Raw genomic sequence first — 15,576 nt, forward strand, 5'->3', positions numbered from 1 at the left:
TACAGCGATCGCCCCGCGACACGCCCTCGTCAGTTTCCGGTCGCCATGGGAATACTGAAGCCATTCTTCTCCAGTTCGTCACGAATATTCTTGAACCGTTCATACTGGGTGAGCGTGATCGGACCCGCATACCCTTCGCTCTGCAGCTTACGCGGCGGATATTTAACGTAGGTCTTCATCAATTCCGTCACCGCGATGTTGAACGTCGGGAGGGTCCACGTATGTTCCGTATAGTTGTTCATGAAGATGTCGTAGCGCTCCTGCGGATCCTGATAGAGATCGAAGACCTGCGGAACCGTCGCCACATAGCTTTCGGGCCCTTTCCAGCCAAGATTCGAGTCAACTGCAAGGCCCCCGGTCTTCACGCCCGCATCGCCGCGCAAATTGAACACGGCCTTGAACTGGCCGACTCGCACGGCGCCCGGCGTCAGTTCATTCTCGGTGAAATAGAACCACGAGTTGCGCTTGCTCTTTCCAGTGCCAAACAAGACGGGCGACATGTCATAGCTGTCGAAAATGATCGGCTTACCTTCGCGGTCGTTCTTGGGCAGGTCGACGCCCGCTATTGATGCGAATGTCGCCATGCAATCCAGGCCGCCGAGGATGTCGAAGTTTCTCGAATGCGGCTTGATCTTGCCCGGCCACCACGCAATAGCCGGTACACGCGCACCGCCTTCGCGGTCAGTTCCCTTCGTACCTCGGAACGGCGTATAGCCCGCGTCCGGATAGACGTCCTGCCATGCGCCGTTGTCGGTCGTAAAAAAGACGAGTGTGTTCTTGTCGAGCCCCTTCTCGCGTAGCTTATCCATAATATGACCGACGCGAGCATCAAGTTCGACGAGCGAGTCCGCGTACTTAGACTTCGATAAAGATTTTCCGATGTAATCTGGATCCGGCATGTTCGGCTGGTGAACCTTCATAAAGTTCACATTGATGAAAAAGGGTTGCCCCTTCTGCGCGGCTTCATCAATATCGTCCAGCGCAGCCTTTTCAATGTATCGATCGACAAACGGAATGCCGACGATGCGCTTGTCCGGTTCGTTCTGGTATTGACCGTTCAACTTGAAGTCTTCGTGCGCTTTCTCGCCCGACTTTCCTGACAGCATCCCTGTGGTGACTTTGACGAACATATCTCGCGTCTGCTGATCCATGTCGGGGAACCACTTTGGATCGGAGTACGTGTAGGCATTCAGGTGATACAGACCGACATACTTCATGTCGTCGTAGCCCTGCGCATTGGGCAGCGCATAGTCCGCTTCGCCGAGGTGCCATTTACCGGTGAAGTAAGTGTTGTAATGTGCGATCTTTAGAACCGACGCCAACGTCCATTCGGCTTTCGGCAGGCCGCCGCCCTGTCCTTGGAATGCGACGGTTGTCATGCCGCTGCGATTGGGGTTACGGCCGGTCTGAAGGGCAGCCCGACCCGGAGTGCAGCTCGGCTGACCGTAAAAATCGAAAAAGGTCATGCCTTCGTCGGCCATCCGATCGAGATTCGGTGTCGGAATTCCGCGCCCCTCGCCGCCGCCATAGGCGCCGAGGTCGCCCCAGCCTACGTCGTCGCCGACGATCAAGACGATGTTGGGCTTCGTCGTCTGCCCTGAGGAGGTCTGTGCCTGTCCGCTGATCGCGACACTTAAGAGGCCAACAGCCGCAAGAACAAACGGCGCACGTACAGCAGGCTTGACGAGATCCGACAATCGTGTTCCAAGTTGCATTCTGGTCCCCAAATATCGTTGCACAGATCGAACATGCGGCGACCTCAAGGCTGCCGACGCAGAGCCGCATTGACTGCGGCGAGTAAGTCCTTGCCCAGAAACGGCTTGTTGATCAACACATGTGGACCGACGCTGGCAAGCCTGTTCCGTGTTGCAGGACCGTCGAACGCAGTAATGAACACCACTGGCGGGCGAGGTGGTGGCACGCTTAAGTAGAAGGCCGGCCCCGAATTTCCCGGTAACTGAACATCGAGGACCAAGCAAGCCGCCAGCGTCGCGCATGCTAGAAGATCCGGCTCCTCCGCGCTTCCGAAGGCTCGAGCGCTGAATCCCGATAGCTTCAACAAGCGCTCAATCGCGCGCCGCAGGCCCGCGTCGTCCTCAAGGATCACAATCACGGGGAATATCTCGTCCATGCGTTGACTGTTCGCCATCGCATGGATTCTGGTACATGAGCAAGCGCGTCGCCATAGGGATTCGGGGCAACGAAATTGCCCTTTGGGGCAATCGGCAGGCGAGAAGCGGACAGCATACGAAACCCTGTATCGACGCGCCCTCGAACATCCGAAGGATCGGAAGCCATATCATGATGAGGGGCAAGCGCGCACGCTTGCTGCAGTGCGGCAGTCGCTTAAAGGCGAAAACCTAACTAACAGCCCACTTTTGCGCACGATTGAGCAATTTGTTGTATTAATCCAGGAGGCTGCACCGTATTCTGGCAGCGGTACCGTAACGGGAGAACGCCGTGAGCGAGTCGGAAACGCCCGTGATTCACGTCGTCGATGACGATCCTTCCCTGCGTACCGCGTTGACGCGGCTGCTCGGCTGCGTGGGCTACGCGGTCAGGACCTACGGATCCGCCGGCGAGTTTCTTGTTAGCGAATTGGATCCGCGTCCTGGCTGCATTCTGCTGGACGTCGAACTCGGTGGTCCGAATGGGCTTGAACTGCAGCAGGCGATTATGCGCGACGCTCGGGCGCTCCCCATCGTATTTATGAGCGCCTACGGCGACGTACCGCGCACTGTCAAAGCCATGAAGGCAGGCGCGGTCGATTTTCTGACGAAGCCGTTTGATCGGCACACGCTGTTGGGCGCACTGCAAGCCGCCCTTGATACGCCGTCGTCTAAGCCGTCGGTACCTTCCCCATCCAACGGTGCCGATCTTACCGAGCGTGAATGTACCGTGCTGCGCGGCATCGTCTCAGGAAAGCGCAACAAGGAGATTGCTGCCGAACTGGGTTTATCGGAGAGAACCATCAAGAGTTGTCGCGCCGAGATAATGCGCAAATTCGGCGCGACTTCGTTGGCCGACTTGTTGCAGCGAGCGGACGTGTGTGTTCGCGCGCCCATGAGCCAAACAAACGAAACGGTGCACACCGGGAACGGTGCACAGAGCGCTCTGGGGCTCCGGCCTTGAAATGTTCCCAAGCAGAATTTTTCCGTGTGGCAGCGAGAAGAACGAATTGCTTTCTTGTGCGAGAGTTCGCGCGAAAATCATGTGGCCTGATGTCGGGCGCAGACATTTTTAAGGCGTGCTCTATGTTCAGAGGCGTAGTCGTTCTCGCCTGGTTGGTGCTTGCATGCCGTTCCTTTGCAGCGGAGTCACCGAAAGTAGTGCTATTCACCGGTGCTGATCCGATTCAGCCCGCCGCCCTCGTTCAGCTAGAGGCGATTCGCAAGCAACTCGATGCATCCCCGCTCCAAGGCGCGGAAGTGTTCCTCGAAACGCTAGATGGTTTTCGCTTCGGTAGCGAGAATCTCACGCCCGAGTTCCTCGCGCTGATGAAGAAAAAGTACGCGCACCAGCACGTCGACCTGGTGATCGGACTCGGCAACTACGCTGCGGACTTTTCGATCAAGAATCACGCCGAGGTTTGGCCAGGAGCACCCGTGCTCCTGTCTAGTGTGCCAGAAGACTGGTTGAGTCAGCGGTCGCTACCGGACGGATTTTCAACCGTGCCGTATCGCATCGATGTAGCCAAAACGCTTTCGATCGCCCAGGCGTTGCAGCCCGAGGCGCACCGCCTGGTGGTGGTGGGCGGAAATGCCGATGTCGATCTCCGTTTCGTTAAGCGAGTCGTCGAGGCTGCCGAAAAGAACAAGGCGCAATGGTCGGTCATCGAAGAGTGGACAGGCCTTCCATTGAACGAGTTGCAGCGGCGGCTGGCATTGCTCGATCGCAACTGGGCCGTGGTCTACACGACAATGTATCGCGATCGAGACGGTCGCCGCTATTTCCCATACCAGGCTGTAGCTCCGATGGTGGAGGCGTCTCATGTGCCGATCTACGGCTGGTATTCGGTGTATCTCAAGTATGGCCTGACTGCCGGCGCTGTCTACGACATGGAAGAGAACGGGCGCAAGACAGGCGAAGTCGCGTCGTCAGTCCTGCGTGGCGGACACGTCGAAGTGTCCGCGCTGCCCGCTCTGCCTGAACGATGCGTGGCGAACCTCAGCGAGTTCGACCGGCTGGGTCTTTCAGTGTCTCGTCTGCCGAGCGCCTGCCGTCTCGTCAATCCACCGCCGTCGGTGTTTCGCGAGTATCGCGGTACGGTTGTGACGCTGCTCGGCGTCTTGCTTGCGCAGTCTGTCACGATTGCCGCGCTGCTCACGCAGCGTCGCCAGCGAAGGCGCGCCGAAGCCGAAGCTGGCGAGCGTCGAAACGACCTTGCGCGCGCGGCCCGGCTCGCGACAGTCGGGGAACTGAGCGCATCGATTGCGCACGAGGTGGGTCAGCCGCTCGGCGCAATTCTGAGCAACGCCGACGCGGCCGATCTGCTCCTGACGTCTTCACCGGCCAATGCTGAGGAGGTTCATGAGATTCTCGCCGACGTCAGGCGCGACGCTTTGCGAGCGAATGAAGTCGTCGTTCGTCTGCGCGCCTTGCTCGCGAAGCAGAGCGTCTCGTTCAGTGCCATGAATCTGGACGAGACGCTCACGCAATCGTTGCCTTTGATCGAACCCGAAGCGAGGCGTCGATGCATCACGGTGAAAATGCTGTTGAACGCCGGCAACGTAAAAATATTTGGTGACCGTGTACAGATCCAGCAGATCCTGCTGAACCTCGCGCTCAATTCAATGGATGCAATGCAGCACACAGCGCCCGACGAACGCGTTTTGTCTATCTCAACGCGCTTATTGGACAGCGGTATTGAGCTTGTTGTAGCAGACCGCGGCCATGGCCTACCTGCGGGCGCGGCCACGCGGCTATTCGAACCGTTCTTCACGACCAAGGCCCACGGTATGGGTCTCGGTTTGTCAATCGTACGCGCCATCGCGGAAGCGCATCACGGAAGAGTCAACGCCGCCGAACGCAATGGAGGAGGCACAGTGATTTCGCTGACGCTTCCGCTTTGGAACGGACTCCGCGAGGCCGGTATTGAAGGCGGCTCACGTACTGCCATGGATCGCACGGTTAATTCAACTGGCCGAGCAGCGAAGTCCTGAGTTTGCGTTGCTCATTGCCTCCTAGCGGTTTTCTCGATCAGTATCGCTCAGAGCGCGATAACGGGAGTCTTCATGGACGTCTCACAGTTGAGCGGAAACGGACCTTCAAACGCTTACGTAGACCGCTGACGAATGACAGCAAATGGCCGGCTGCCGAAGATCGCAATTCGAGCCGCGTGCATCCGCGGTCACCGCTGCCCGAACTGCTGCACCCGACCCGCAAGAGCCGTTCGGCCCGCCTCCAGTTCAAGGGCTGTTTCCAATGCTCAACAGTCATTGAGCTGGAACGTTTGCGATCGACGGCGACTGATGCACGAGCTTTACCCCAAGGTCTCCAATCGGTCAGTCCCTTGCTGTTGAGGGGGAGTCCATATAGGAAGGGTTAGCCTCGTTCGAGGAAGTGGCAGACAGCTTCATTGACGGCTTCCGGGTGCGTAACCGGGCCCATATGGCCGAGGCCTTCGAATTCGATGACCTCTACCCGTGGCAAGACCTGTGTTAGAAGTCTAGCCACACCTCGCGAAGAAGCGGGAGAGTCCTTGCCGATCATGTAGAGCACCGGGATGTTCAGTCTGGAAAACTCCTGCAGCGAGGTCGGCTCGTTGAACAACGCGTTTGCCCAGCCGGGAACCATTACTATGGATTCAAGGATTGGTTTCTTGCGTTGCTCGGGTGTTCGATCCCACGCACCTTCGCCTCCCCAAAAATCGACGAAGCACTTTGCCGCTGTTGAGGAGTCGCCATTGTCAAGCGCCGCTATGGCGGCAGCGACCGTATTCCGAACTCCTTCAGCCTCGTTCGGCGGGGGGGAGTAGGCGTCCAGCAAAGCAAATAGCGTGGGTTCATACAGCGCCAAAGCACGGACGCGATGAGGAAACGTTGCCGCCGCCTTGAGTGCCACCGCTGCGCCGTAGGAGTGCCCCACAAGCGAGAAATGTGCCCCCGCCCGGGCGAATACCGGTTCGAGAAGTTCAACCTCGTCTTCGAGGTGCAATGGCCGCTTGCCCGACCAAGCGGGACTCTTGCCTGAACCGAAGGAGTCGGCGGCTAGCACATGATACGTTGCCGCCAAGCGCTCCATGAGGATTCGCCATTGACTCGAACTGCTAGCGTTCGAATGAACACACACGACGCCAGGGCCGGCACCCGTTTCGCGGAAGAATGGCTCAAGAAGCATGGAAGTAATCCTGTGCAGACGGGGTTAAAGTAATGTTGGCCTGATTGTGGGTTGAAGCCGAGACCTTGCGCATGAACTCCAGCCCAGACAGGTGCGACCCCTCTTTGAAGGGGGCGATACGATAGGCACGATTGTTCCAATCCATCTTGCATGCTCCTGTCATCTCGGCTTGAGTAATGTCTGTGCGGCCCTGTCCATCACAGGTTAGATTGTGTTGAAGTCAACTAGGGCGGACTCTCGCACGTCCATTCCTCCTGGGGCCCTCAGTCCTCGTTCTTCAGGCCCAGCACTTCGATGGACTCGATGTTGAGCTGGCCAACGAACAGTTCCGGCCCTTTGGCCATCAGCGCCTTGGCGATCGGGCCGCTGAGGTGGCGTTGGCGGCCGGCCTCGTCGTGAAAGGCGTCGAAGACGCCAAACGTCGTCGGCGACAGCTTCAGGGCGAACCAGATCGGCGTGGTCGGCTCGTCATTGGCCATCGCAAGCGCAGCATGCAGAAAGGCTTCCGCCTCGGCGGCCTTTCCCGGTATGGCTTCAAGACGGGCGAACAAGGCGAGGGTGATCATGATATTGGGCTCCAGGTGAAGTGTGTTGTGGGTTCAACTCTGCGTACTCTAGGCACATCCGGCCGCGAATGATATTGTCGGGGACGACAACTTTAATATCATTCCCGCCAACCATGAAACTCGACGTCCTGGCCCTGAGTGGTGTTTTCGACACCGGTCTCGCGACCGTGCTGGACACGCTGGCCACTGCCAATGAGCTGGCCGCTGCGCAGGGCTGGAGGACGCAGCCTTTCGACGTGCGCGTCGTCGGCCTGCGCCGCCGTGTACGGACGGCGTTGGGTCTGCAGGTGCCCGTGCAACCGGCCGAGGTGGCCAACGGCGCAGTAGCCGATTGGCTGGTGCTGCCTGCCATTGGAGCCAAGATGCCGCCGGGTCTGATTGACGCGCTCGCGACGCGCGAGGTGCGAGAAGCCGCAGCGCACCTGCGCGAGCGCCACGCGGCCGGTACGCACATTGCAGCGCCCTGCATCGGCGGGTTCGTGTTGGCCGAGTCCGGCCTGCTCGATGGCCATGACGCCACGGTGTCGTGGTGGCTCGGGCCACTGTTCCGCGAGCGCTATCCCAAGGTGAGGCTGGACGAGTCGCGCATGCTGGTGGCCTCGGGCGCCTTCGTCACGACTGGCGCGGCCATCGCCCACCTGGACCTGGCGCTGTGGCTGGTGCGTCAGGTCAGTCCGGAACTCGCAGCCGTCACGGCACGCTACCTCGTCGTCGATACGCGGCCCTCACAGGCGCCGTATGTCATCCCCGACCACCTGGCGCACAGCGACCCGTTGGTCGCGCGTTTTGAACTCTGGGCGCGCCAACGTCTGGCCGAAGGCTTCTCGCTGGACGTCGCTGCGTCGGCGCTAGCCACCAGCCCGCGCACGCTGCAGCGCCGGATCGAGGCCGTGCTGGGCAGGTCGCCGCTCGGCTATGTTCAGGATCTTCGCGTCGAGCGCGCCGTGCACCTGCTGCGCACCAGCCGCGTCGACGTCGAGGTCATTGCGGCCGAGGTGGGTTATGCCAATGCGGTGACGCTGCGCGCGCTGCTGAGGCGCAAGCTGGGTCGCGGCGTGCGGGAACTAAGAGCGAGAGGCTAGGCTGGAAAGGCCTGGAGTCAGAGCCACGCCTGCGACCTCAACACATACTTCAAGGTGATCTTGCCCTCTCCGCCTGATGGCAGGTGGATGCGCGTTCAGAGTGCCATCCGGAAAGTGGCGGCGGGCTGGCCGAACCCCTCAAAAACATCGCGCTACTGGATGTCTACTGCACGGTCCGCGAGCCTTCGCTTTTCTCGCGTCTTGTTTCCGAGGATCATTCGGAATGTCTCGTCGAACAAGCTGTGAATGCCCGTCTTGCGGCGACACTTCTCGAAGCCGAGGCTGTCCTGCCGAAAAAATTCGAGATGGTTACCATTGCGATGCTTGCGGGAGAATTTGAAACTTCGGCGTTGCGGTCGAAATCGTCTCGTGCAGGGAATAAATAGTGGTCGTCGTATGCGGCCCGCCGGGTTCTGGCAAGTTGACGCTGATCAAAACCGTGAAAGGCCTCGAGCGGACGCCGCAGGCAATCCTGCCCAGCGATTCCTGCCGATCCTGAAGGAGCTGCGCGACGACCTGCGCCTCATCATCGACTCGACGACGAGCGAGCAGTACGGCGAAGCGATGCTTGGGGACCTGATCGCGTCGCAGCGACATCGCTTCACGGGCCTCTTCGAGACGCAGGGTACGCAATGCATGTGGCAACTGTCCGGGCTTGAGCAGTACGCGCTGCCGGCGCGGCGCATGCTGACGTGATACGCCTCCTGCAGGAGGCGCTGGCAATTGTCATGAACCGCGGCGATCTCGGTAGGCACCTGGTTCCATGATCCGCACGTAGGCGATTGGCAAGTTTGGGATGCGAACCAGCCGTTTAAATGGCAGCTTTGCGGGACGGACCAGGGACTGCAACTGGCCGCGTCCTGCCTTACGCTGTCGACGCTCCTTGCAACGGGCGGCAAGGCATGCGGCGTAGTTCGCGCCGGCCGACGTCCGCCGTCGCCGGCGTGCTCGCGCGGACCCTTCACACGCCCAGACAGCGCTGGTCACCGGACGTTCGAACCACGCCGATCACCTGCAGCGTCGCGTTCGCTGGCCTTTACTGCCGCGACGTAGCCATTTCTGCGCAGGCAAGACGAAGTCTTGCGGCCATGGTTACCAGGTCGGCGAGCGACCGGGCGTTCATTTTTCGCATGACCCGCCCGCGGTGTGCCTTGACCGTGATCTCGCTTATGCCAAGCTCGCCGCCTACCTGTTTGTTCAGAAGGCCGGACACCACCAACCCCATGACCTGACACTCGCGCGTACTGAGCGACGCGTAGCGATCCTCGATCTCCTTCGTTTCGGCATGCTCGCTCAATGCCACCCGGCTGCGCTCTAGGGCGAGTCGGATGGCTCCGAGCAGAACTTCGTCGTCGAAAGGCTTGGTGAAGAACTCAACCGCTCCCGCCTTCATGGCGCGCACCGTCATCGGCACATCGCCGTAGCCGGTGAGGAAGATAATGGGCATGTCGGTCCGCTCGGACGCGATGAGGTTCTGCAGATCAAGACCGCTGAGATCCGGAAGACTAACGTCCAGCACGAGGCAGTTCGGGACCATAGCGCGCGGATGCCTGAGGAAATCATGCGCGGAGGCGAACGTCTCTGTCCTTAAACCGGCGAAACGGATCATCGATTCCAGCGACTCACGCACCGAAACGTCGTCGTCAACGACGAACACGACCGGTGCGATGTTGTCCGATGACGACTCGGATCTACCTTCAATTGATTTGGCTAATCTCATCGGCTACTCCGGTCTTAGGCACCGTTGGCGAACTCAGTCGACCGCGAGGGCCGCCTGGATCGCCCCGAGCAAAGCGGTATCGCTGAACGGCTTGCACAGACATTCGACGGCACCCCGTTTCAGCATGCGCGGGCGGACGGCATCATCCCAATACGCGGTGATGAAGACGATGGGAACGGTTTGCCGGCGCTGCAATAGCTCGCATTGCAGGTCGCCGCCGGACATGCCTGGCATGGTGACGTCGAGGATTAGGCAGTCGGCCTGCGCTACGCAGCCGGAGGCCAGGAAGTCCTCCGCCGACGCGAATGCCTGGGACACGAAGCCGAACTCATGCAACAGATCAGGCAGCGATTCGCGCACCGACTCATCGTCGTCGACGACCGCGATAAGCGAGCGGTGGCCCATCATACGTTCCTCACGGGGTGCCCCGGGTTCAGGCGCGCAATTTGGCCACCAACACCGGATCGGTCGGCGGCCGGCATGTGGTCCGCGTGGCACGGGATCGAGAATGAAAACGTCGCGCCATGGTGCTCGTTAGAGGTGGCCCACAGGCGGCCACCATGACACTCGATGATGGAGCGACTTACCGACAGGCCGATGCCCATCCCTTCGCCCTTGGTCGTGTAGAACGCATCGAACAACTTTTCCGCGCGCTGCGGTTCGAAGCCAACCCCGGTATCGGTTACTGCGAGTCGGACACGGTCGCCATCGTCGCGTGCGATCGTGATCAACATCTGCCGCGGGCGATCGTCGACGCTCTGCATCGCTTCGACGGCGTTTAGAAGCAGGTTGAGCACTACTTGTTGGAGCTGCACCCTGTCGCCTGTGACCAGCGGAAAGTCGTCGACCGTTTGAAGTCGCAGCACGATCCGCTTTGCGCGGATTTCATTGCGCAGCAGTTCGATCACCTCACGGGCAGCTTCACGCAGGTCCACCACCTCGGTCGCGACGACCTTCTTGCTAAACAGCGCGCGCAGACGGGTCATTACCTCAGAAACCCGCTTTGCGTCGCGGATCGTGCGCCGCACGGTCGCCAGCGCGCCGTCGACATTCGGCGGCTCCCCACTCAGCATGCGCAGGCCGGTGCTGGCGTTGGTCACGATGCCCGCCAGCGGCTGATTGATCTCGTGCGCGATCGAGGCCGTCAGCGCACCCAGGCTGTTCACGCGGCTCACATGGACCAACTCAGCGCGCAGCATACCGAGCGCTTCCTCGGACTGCCGGCGCTCAGTTACATCCTGCACGGCGCCGACATACTCCAGTTGATCCTGCGCGCCACGCGTGGCGTGAGCCTGCATGACCACATATTTGACGGAGCCGTCGAGCAGCAGCAGGCGGTGTTCGGACACCAGGTCCTTGCCGTCTTTCACGCCGTCCAACGTCTCCCGTATTAGATGAAGGTCGCCGGGATGGACCCGCGCCGTAGCGATGTCGAGTGTCATCGGCACCCCGGGCTCGATCCCGAAGATGCGATAAGCCTGTTCCGAAAACGTGATCTCACCGCTCGCCGGATGCCAGCAAAAGCTTCCGCTCGAACTGAGCTGCTCCACCTTGGCCATCAGCGCCAGGCTTTTGCGAAGCTGCTCCTCCGCCCTCTTGCGCGCCGTAATGTCGCGCGTCACGGCCAACTGGACGACCGTTCCGTCGCTGTCGTGCAACGGCGCGGAATGGGATTCCACATGCCGGCGCTCGCCGTTGAGGTTGATGAGGTCGAACTCCAGGGAGCCCTTTTCGCCGGAGCAAATCTTCTCGTTAAATGCCACGTACGCTTTTCGATGCTCGGGAGCGACGAAATCATAGAAGCATTCTCCGAGGAGCGCCTCTACGCTCGGCGCCCCCGCCATGTCGGTTCCCGCCGAATTCACACGCAGCAGCGTACCGTCGTGCGCAACGACCTTCACACATTCCGGCGTCGTCTCCACCATCACGCGGAAGCCTTCCTCGCTTCTTGCCAGTGCCGGATCAAGCCGCGGCTCGCAAACGCCTTCATTTTGCATCGCGATCCTTTCCTGCTTACGCCCCAAGACACAACAATGGCCGCTTGCGGACGGATAGTCAATAGACGTCCGATAGGGCGGAACGGCGGAGCCCCGACCGGCGCATCGGCCCCATTTCGCCACCGATACTAAGGTGTCGCCAATACCATCGTCCAATAGTGCGCGTACCGCCTTCCGTGTAACTTTGCTTCATGGAACGCAAGAGTCCACAGGTCGTGTGCGAAGTGATATCAACCCGCAAGAAACAATGTAGGATAACTACCAATGAAATTGGTCAAATCGCTCTTCATCGCTGCTCTCGCTGCCGCCAGTCCGGCGTTCGCCAGTGGCTACGGCCCCGCACCTTTCTTTCGTCCGTTGGTCGGCGCACCCGCATCCCAGCGCGGGCAAAGCGCGGAAACCATCGCTGCCGAGCGGACCGAAGCCATCAAAGCACCGCAGGCGGCGTACGGCGCTGTGCCCGCCGGACACTCGCAATCGGGCAGCCGTGAGTCACTGACGACGCAACGCTACCTTTTCGCGCACCACTGAATAAACCGCCATCTCGCATCACGCAGCAGACTTATAGGAGCATCACCATGTCTATAATTGGAACCGCACATACCCGACGCAGTTTGATTGCCTATTCGCTCGCAAGTGCACTCGGCCTTTCTCTGGCGGCCGCCTTCACTTCCGTCCATGCCGCTTCGGTCCCCGATCAGCCTTCCACTAGCACAGGCGTTGTGGCTGAAGACGAAACTATCCGCCCATTCCAAGTGCATGTTCCGGACGCAACACTTGTCGACCTCCGCCGCCGCATTGTGTCGACGCGGTGGCCCGACAAGGAGACCGTCGCCGATCAGAGCCAGGGCGTGCAGCAGGCCAAGATTCAAGCCCTCGTCAGCTACTGGGGCACTGACTACGACTGGCGCACGGCCGAGGCAAGGTTGAACGCACTGCCGATGTATGTGACCACGATCGACGGCGTCGATATCCAGTTCATCCAAGTCAAATCGCGACAGCCGAACGCGCTGCCTTTGGTCGTCACTCACGGCTGGCCGGGCTCGCCCTTGGAGATCGAGAAGGCCATCGGTCCGCTCACCGATCCTACGGCTTACGGCGGCCGCGCGGAGGACGCCTTCGATGTCGTCATTCCCGCAATGCCCGGCTATGGATTCTCCGGCAAGCCAACCGGCACCGGCTGGGACCCGGATCACATCGCGCGAGCGTGGGACGTGCTGATGAAGCGTCTCGGTTATACGCACTATGTATCACAGGGCGGCGATTGGGGTTCAGTGGTGGCGGACGCGATGGGACGCCAGGCTCCCGCCGGGCTGCTGGGCATTCACGTCAATATGCCTGCGACAGTGCCACCGGAGATCGCGAAGGCGCTGAACGCTGGCGAACCGCCGCCGGCCGGACTGTCCAACGCGGAGAAGGCAGCCTACGACTCCTTAGCCAACCTCTACAAGAAGGGCGGCGGCTATGCCGCCATGATGGTCACTCGTCCGCAAACCGAGGGTTATGGGCTGGCTGATTCGCCCGCGGGTCAGGCTGCCTGGATGTACGACAAGTTCGCCGCCTGGACCTATAGTGGCGGCGACGCCGAGCGCTCACTCACTAAGGATCAGATGCTCGACGACATCACCCTGTACTGGGTCACGAACACCTCGACCTCGTCAGCGCGGCTGTACTGGGAAAACAACAACAACAACTTCAACGCTGTGGAGCAGAGGACCGCCGAGATTTCGGTCCCGGTTGCCGTGACGGTCTTTCCTGGCGAGATCTATCGGGCTCCGCGGAGTTGGACCGAGCGCAGTTATCCCAAGCTCGCCTATTTCCATGAGGTGAACAAGGGCGGTCACTTTGCAGCGTGGGAACAGCCGCAACTCTTCGCCGAGGAGCTCCGCGCGGCATTCAGGCCACTGCGACAACAACAATAGGGTTCCGCTAGCCGCAGTCGCAGCAATACGTTCCATTGCAGCAGTAAGGAATCCCGATTTAATTAGTTTCGACAACCGCGTCCAGTATTGCGACGAGCTGCCACCACGCCGATGCATTTCGGGCATCTACCACCATCATCGTTCCAAGGAGAACAGCATGAAGACTTCAATCATCGCATTGGCTTTTGCCGCAATCACCGCTTCGGGCATTGCTCGGGCCACCGACACCGACACGGCCACCACTGCAACGCAAACGGAGCAATCCGATACGAGCCACATCGGCGCATCGTCGAAAACGCGAGCCGACGTACGTCACGAATTGGAGCAGGCGCAGAAGGACGGTCAGCTTGCCAGTCTGGGCAGACTCTATCGCGGAAGCTGAAGCTGCCCGCTTTAACACTTACCAAAGGATTCGGATGAGTAAACATGTCATCGCTGCACTTCCAATTGCAGCGAGTCCCGTTGTCACGGGCCCTGCCTATGCCAGCGAACTTGTCGCATCGCTGGCGACTTCGGTGGGCTAGTGCCTGGCCGTGTACGTCGAGCTCCACTCCGGCTCCGGCGATCAAAGCCCTTTTGAACGTACGCTTGCCGAGTGGGCCGCCGTGCTCCTTTGCTCATGAGAATGAGAGGCGGCCCTGGCATACCTGTTCGACGCAAGGAGCGAAGCGTCCAATCGCGCCGTGCGTTCACAGAGAAATGAATCAACCTGCAGAGACGAGATCAAGATGTCGAATCAGACCAACACCCGCCGGCGACGCTTTCTGAGTACGGCAATTGTCAGCGTTGGGGCGATGGATTCCGTCCTGAGCGGGCTAGTGAACGCCCAAGCCCCGAAGTCGAGCGCGCCTGCTGGAGGCATGAACGTGTTACCTTCGAGTGCATCGTTCTTTCAGATCCGGCAGGTCGATGCCGGCGTTCTAAACGTCGGATATGCGGACGTTGGCCAAGCCAACAACCCTGTCGTGATCTTGCTGCATGGGTGGCCTTATGACATCCACAGCTTTGTCGAGGTCGCGCCCCGACTGGTGTCAGCGGGCTATCGGGTAATCGTTCCCTACCTGCGTGGCTATGGGACGACGCGGTTTATTTCGAGCGACACGGCCCGCAATGCGCAACAGTCGGTGCTTGCCGTCGACGTCATTGCCCTAATGGATGCATTGAAGATCGACAAGGCAATCATCGGCGGTTTTGACTGGGGCGCGCGCTCGGCCAATGTGGTCGCGGCACTATGGCCCGAGCGCTGCAAAGCACTGGTCTCGGTGAGCGGCTATCTGATCGGCAGCCAGGCAGCCAACATAGAACCGTTGCCGCCGAAGGCGGAATTCGCGTGGTGGTATCAGTTCTACTTCGCGACGGAACGCGGCAAGCGAGGGTATGAAACCAACCGCCACGACTTCGCCAAACTGATTTGGCAACTTGCCTCGCCGAAATGGAGCTTCGACGATGCGACTTTCGAGCGATCCGCACGTGCTTTCCTGAACCCGGATCACGTTGAGATCGCGATCGACAACTACCGCTGGCGATTGGGTCTCACACCCGGGGAGCCGCAGTACGATGAGGTGGAGACGCGCCTTGCCGCAGCGCCGGTTATAACGGTTCCGACGATCACTCTGGAAGGCGACGCGAACGGGCGTCGCATCCAACGCCTGGGTCGTATGCGAAGAAGTTTGTCGGCAAGTACGCACACCGCACAGTCGCTGGTGGAATCGGTCATAACCTGCCGCAGGAAGCTCCCAAAGCGTTCGCGGACGCGGTGATCGAAGTTGCCAGCTATTAACTGAAGGTGCCTCGTCTTGGTTGTCGGCCGCGGCGTCGCGCCTCCCTTCGAAACCCGTTTCAACGCGAGTTATCCCTCCTGGCTTCAATGCCTCGCCTCACAGTAGTTGTCGATTCTCCGAGGCCGTGATCGTGGCCAACGGACGTATTACTGGAGGTGTTGCATCCTAG

16 protein-coding genes and 1 pseudogene are annotated in these 15,576 nt (G+C 60.1%); 9 read left to right on the forward strand and 8 right to left on the reverse strand.

Annotation, left to right across the window (positions count from 1 at the left end; all coding sequences use genetic code 11):
* Positions 1 to 29 precede the first annotated feature (29 nt).
* Positions 30 to 1,715 carry an arylsulfatase gene (locus tag ACEN42_RS21280; protein ID WP_374191188.1) on the reverse strand — a complete coding sequence of 562 codons (1,686 nt, stop codon included), beginning with the start codon at positions 1,713 to 1,715 and terminating at the stop codon, positions 30 to 32.
* Between the two features lie 44 nt (positions 1,716 to 1,759).
* Positions 1,760 to 2,131, reverse strand: coding sequence for a response regulator (locus ACEN42_RS21285; protein ID WP_371881344.1), 372 nt, complete (start codon positions 2,129 to 2,131; stop codon positions 1,760 to 1,762).
* A 350-nt stretch (positions 2,132 to 2,481) separates the two neighbouring features.
* Here ACEN42_RS21285 and ACEN42_RS21290 point away from each other — a divergent pair, with 350 nt between their 5' ends.
* Positions 2,482 to 3,132, forward strand: coding sequence for a response regulator transcription factor (locus tag ACEN42_RS21290; protein WP_371881345.1), 651 nt, complete (start codon positions 2,482 to 2,484; stop codon positions 3,130 to 3,132).
* Positions 3,133 to 3,254: 122 nt separating this feature from the next.
* The gene (locus ACEN42_RS21295; protein ID WP_371881346.1) at positions 3,255 to 5,162 is read left to right on the forward strand and encodes an ATP-binding protein; all 1,908 of its coding nucleotides are present in this window, start codon (positions 3,255 to 3,257) and stop codon (positions 5,160 to 5,162) included.
* Between the two features lie 382 nt (positions 5,163 to 5,544).
* Here ACEN42_RS21295 and ACEN42_RS21300 read toward each other — a convergent pair whose 3' ends face one another.
* The 3 genes from ACEN42_RS21300 to ACEN42_RS21310 form a co-directional block, all read right to left on the reverse strand.
* Positions 5,545 to 6,339, reverse strand: a complete 795-nt coding sequence (locus ACEN42_RS21300; protein ID WP_371881347.1) for an alpha/beta fold hydrolase — start codon at positions 6,337 to 6,339, stop codon at positions 5,545 to 5,547.
* Positions 6,329 to 6,484: a hypothetical protein gene (locus ACEN42_RS21305; protein ID WP_371881348.1), complete on the reverse strand. Its 156-nt coding sequence runs from the start codon at positions 6,482 to 6,484 to the stop codon at positions 6,329 to 6,331. Before ACEN42_RS21305 ends, ACEN42_RS21300 begins: the two co-directional genes overlap by 11 nt.
* A gap of 118 nt (positions 6,485 to 6,602) precedes the next feature.
* Positions 6,603 to 6,905: a putative quinol monooxygenase gene (locus ACEN42_RS21310; RefSeq protein ID WP_371881349.1), complete on the reverse strand. Its 303-nt coding sequence runs from the start codon at positions 6,903 to 6,905 to the stop codon at positions 6,603 to 6,605.
* Positions 6,906 to 7,018: 113 nt separating this feature from the next.
* On the opposite strand from ACEN42_RS21310, the gene ACEN42_RS21315 reads away from it, so the two are divergent.
* The 3 genes from ACEN42_RS21315 (at position 7,019) to ACEN42_RS21325 (ending at position 8,683) form a co-directional block, all read left to right on the forward strand.
* Positions 7,019 to 7,987 carry a GlxA family transcriptional regulator gene (locus ACEN42_RS21315; protein ID WP_371881350.1) on the forward strand — a complete coding sequence of 323 codons (969 nt, stop codon included), beginning with the start codon at positions 7,019 to 7,021 and terminating at the stop codon, positions 7,985 to 7,987.
* Positions 7,988 to 8,070: 83 nt separating this feature from the next.
* Entirely contained in the window at positions 8,071 to 8,373 is a 303-nt protein-coding gene (locus ACEN42_RS21320; protein ID WP_371881351.1) for a hypothetical protein, read from the forward strand.
* Positions 8,357 to 8,683, forward strand: coding sequence for a hypothetical protein (locus ACEN42_RS21325; protein ID WP_371881352.1), 327 nt, complete (start codon positions 8,357 to 8,359; stop codon positions 8,681 to 8,683). The genes ACEN42_RS21320 and ACEN42_RS21325 overlap by 17 nt, the downstream gene beginning before the upstream one ends.
* A gap of 340 nt (positions 8,684 to 9,023) precedes the next feature.
* Here the strand turns inward: ACEN42_RS21325 and ACEN42_RS21330 are convergent, their stop codons facing one another.
* Genes ACEN42_RS21330 through ACEN42_RS21340 form a run of 3 tightly spaced genes read right to left on the reverse strand, consistent with a single transcriptional unit; the run spans position 9,024 to position 11,704 of the window.
* Positions 9,024 to 9,707 carry a response regulator transcription factor gene (locus tag ACEN42_RS21330; RefSeq protein ID WP_371881353.1) on the reverse strand — a complete coding sequence of 228 codons (684 nt, stop codon included), beginning with the start codon at positions 9,705 to 9,707 and terminating at the stop codon, positions 9,024 to 9,026.
* A gap of 33 nt (positions 9,708 to 9,740) precedes the next feature.
* Positions 9,741 to 10,112 (reverse strand): response regulator transcription factor, encoded by a 372-nt coding sequence (locus ACEN42_RS21335; protein ID WP_374191200.1) that lies wholly within the window; start codon positions 10,110 to 10,112, stop codon positions 9,741 to 9,743.
* Complete coding sequence (locus ACEN42_RS21340) at positions 10,112 to 11,704, reverse strand: ATP-binding protein (RefSeq protein WP_371881355.1); 1,593 nt, start codon at positions 11,702 to 11,704, stop codon at positions 10,112 to 10,114. The genes ACEN42_RS21335 and ACEN42_RS21340 overlap by 1 nt, the downstream gene beginning before the upstream one ends.
* Positions 11,705 to 11,968: 264 nt before the next feature.
* Here ACEN42_RS21340 and ACEN42_RS21345 point away from each other — a divergent pair, with 264 nt between their 5' ends.
* From ACEN42_RS21345 to ACEN42_RS21360, 4 genes and pseudogenes are all read left to right on the forward strand, one after another.
* Entirely contained in the window at positions 11,969 to 12,235 is a 267-nt protein-coding gene (locus ACEN42_RS21345; RefSeq protein WP_371881356.1) for a hypothetical protein, read from the forward strand.
* 47 nt (positions 12,236 to 12,282) lie between these two features.
* Entirely contained in the window at positions 12,283 to 13,626 is a 1,344-nt protein-coding gene (locus tag ACEN42_RS21350; RefSeq protein WP_371881357.1) for an epoxide hydrolase family protein, read from the forward strand.
* 157 nt (positions 13,627 to 13,783) lie between these two features.
* Entirely contained in the window at positions 13,784 to 14,008 is a 225-nt protein-coding gene (locus tag ACEN42_RS21355; protein ID WP_371881358.1) for a DUF4148 domain-containing protein, read from the forward strand.
* Between the two features lie 346 nt (positions 14,009 to 14,354).
* Positions 14,355 to 15,406: pseudogene (locus tag ACEN42_RS21360) on the forward strand (alpha/beta fold hydrolase).
* Positions 15,407 to 15,576: the final 170 nt, after the last annotated feature.

Origin of the sequence: Caballeronia sp. S22, assembly GCF_964261745.1 — a bacterium.
Classification (GTDB): Bacteria; Pseudomonadota; Gammaproteobacteria; order Burkholderiales; family Burkholderiaceae; genus Caballeronia; species Caballeronia jiangsuensis.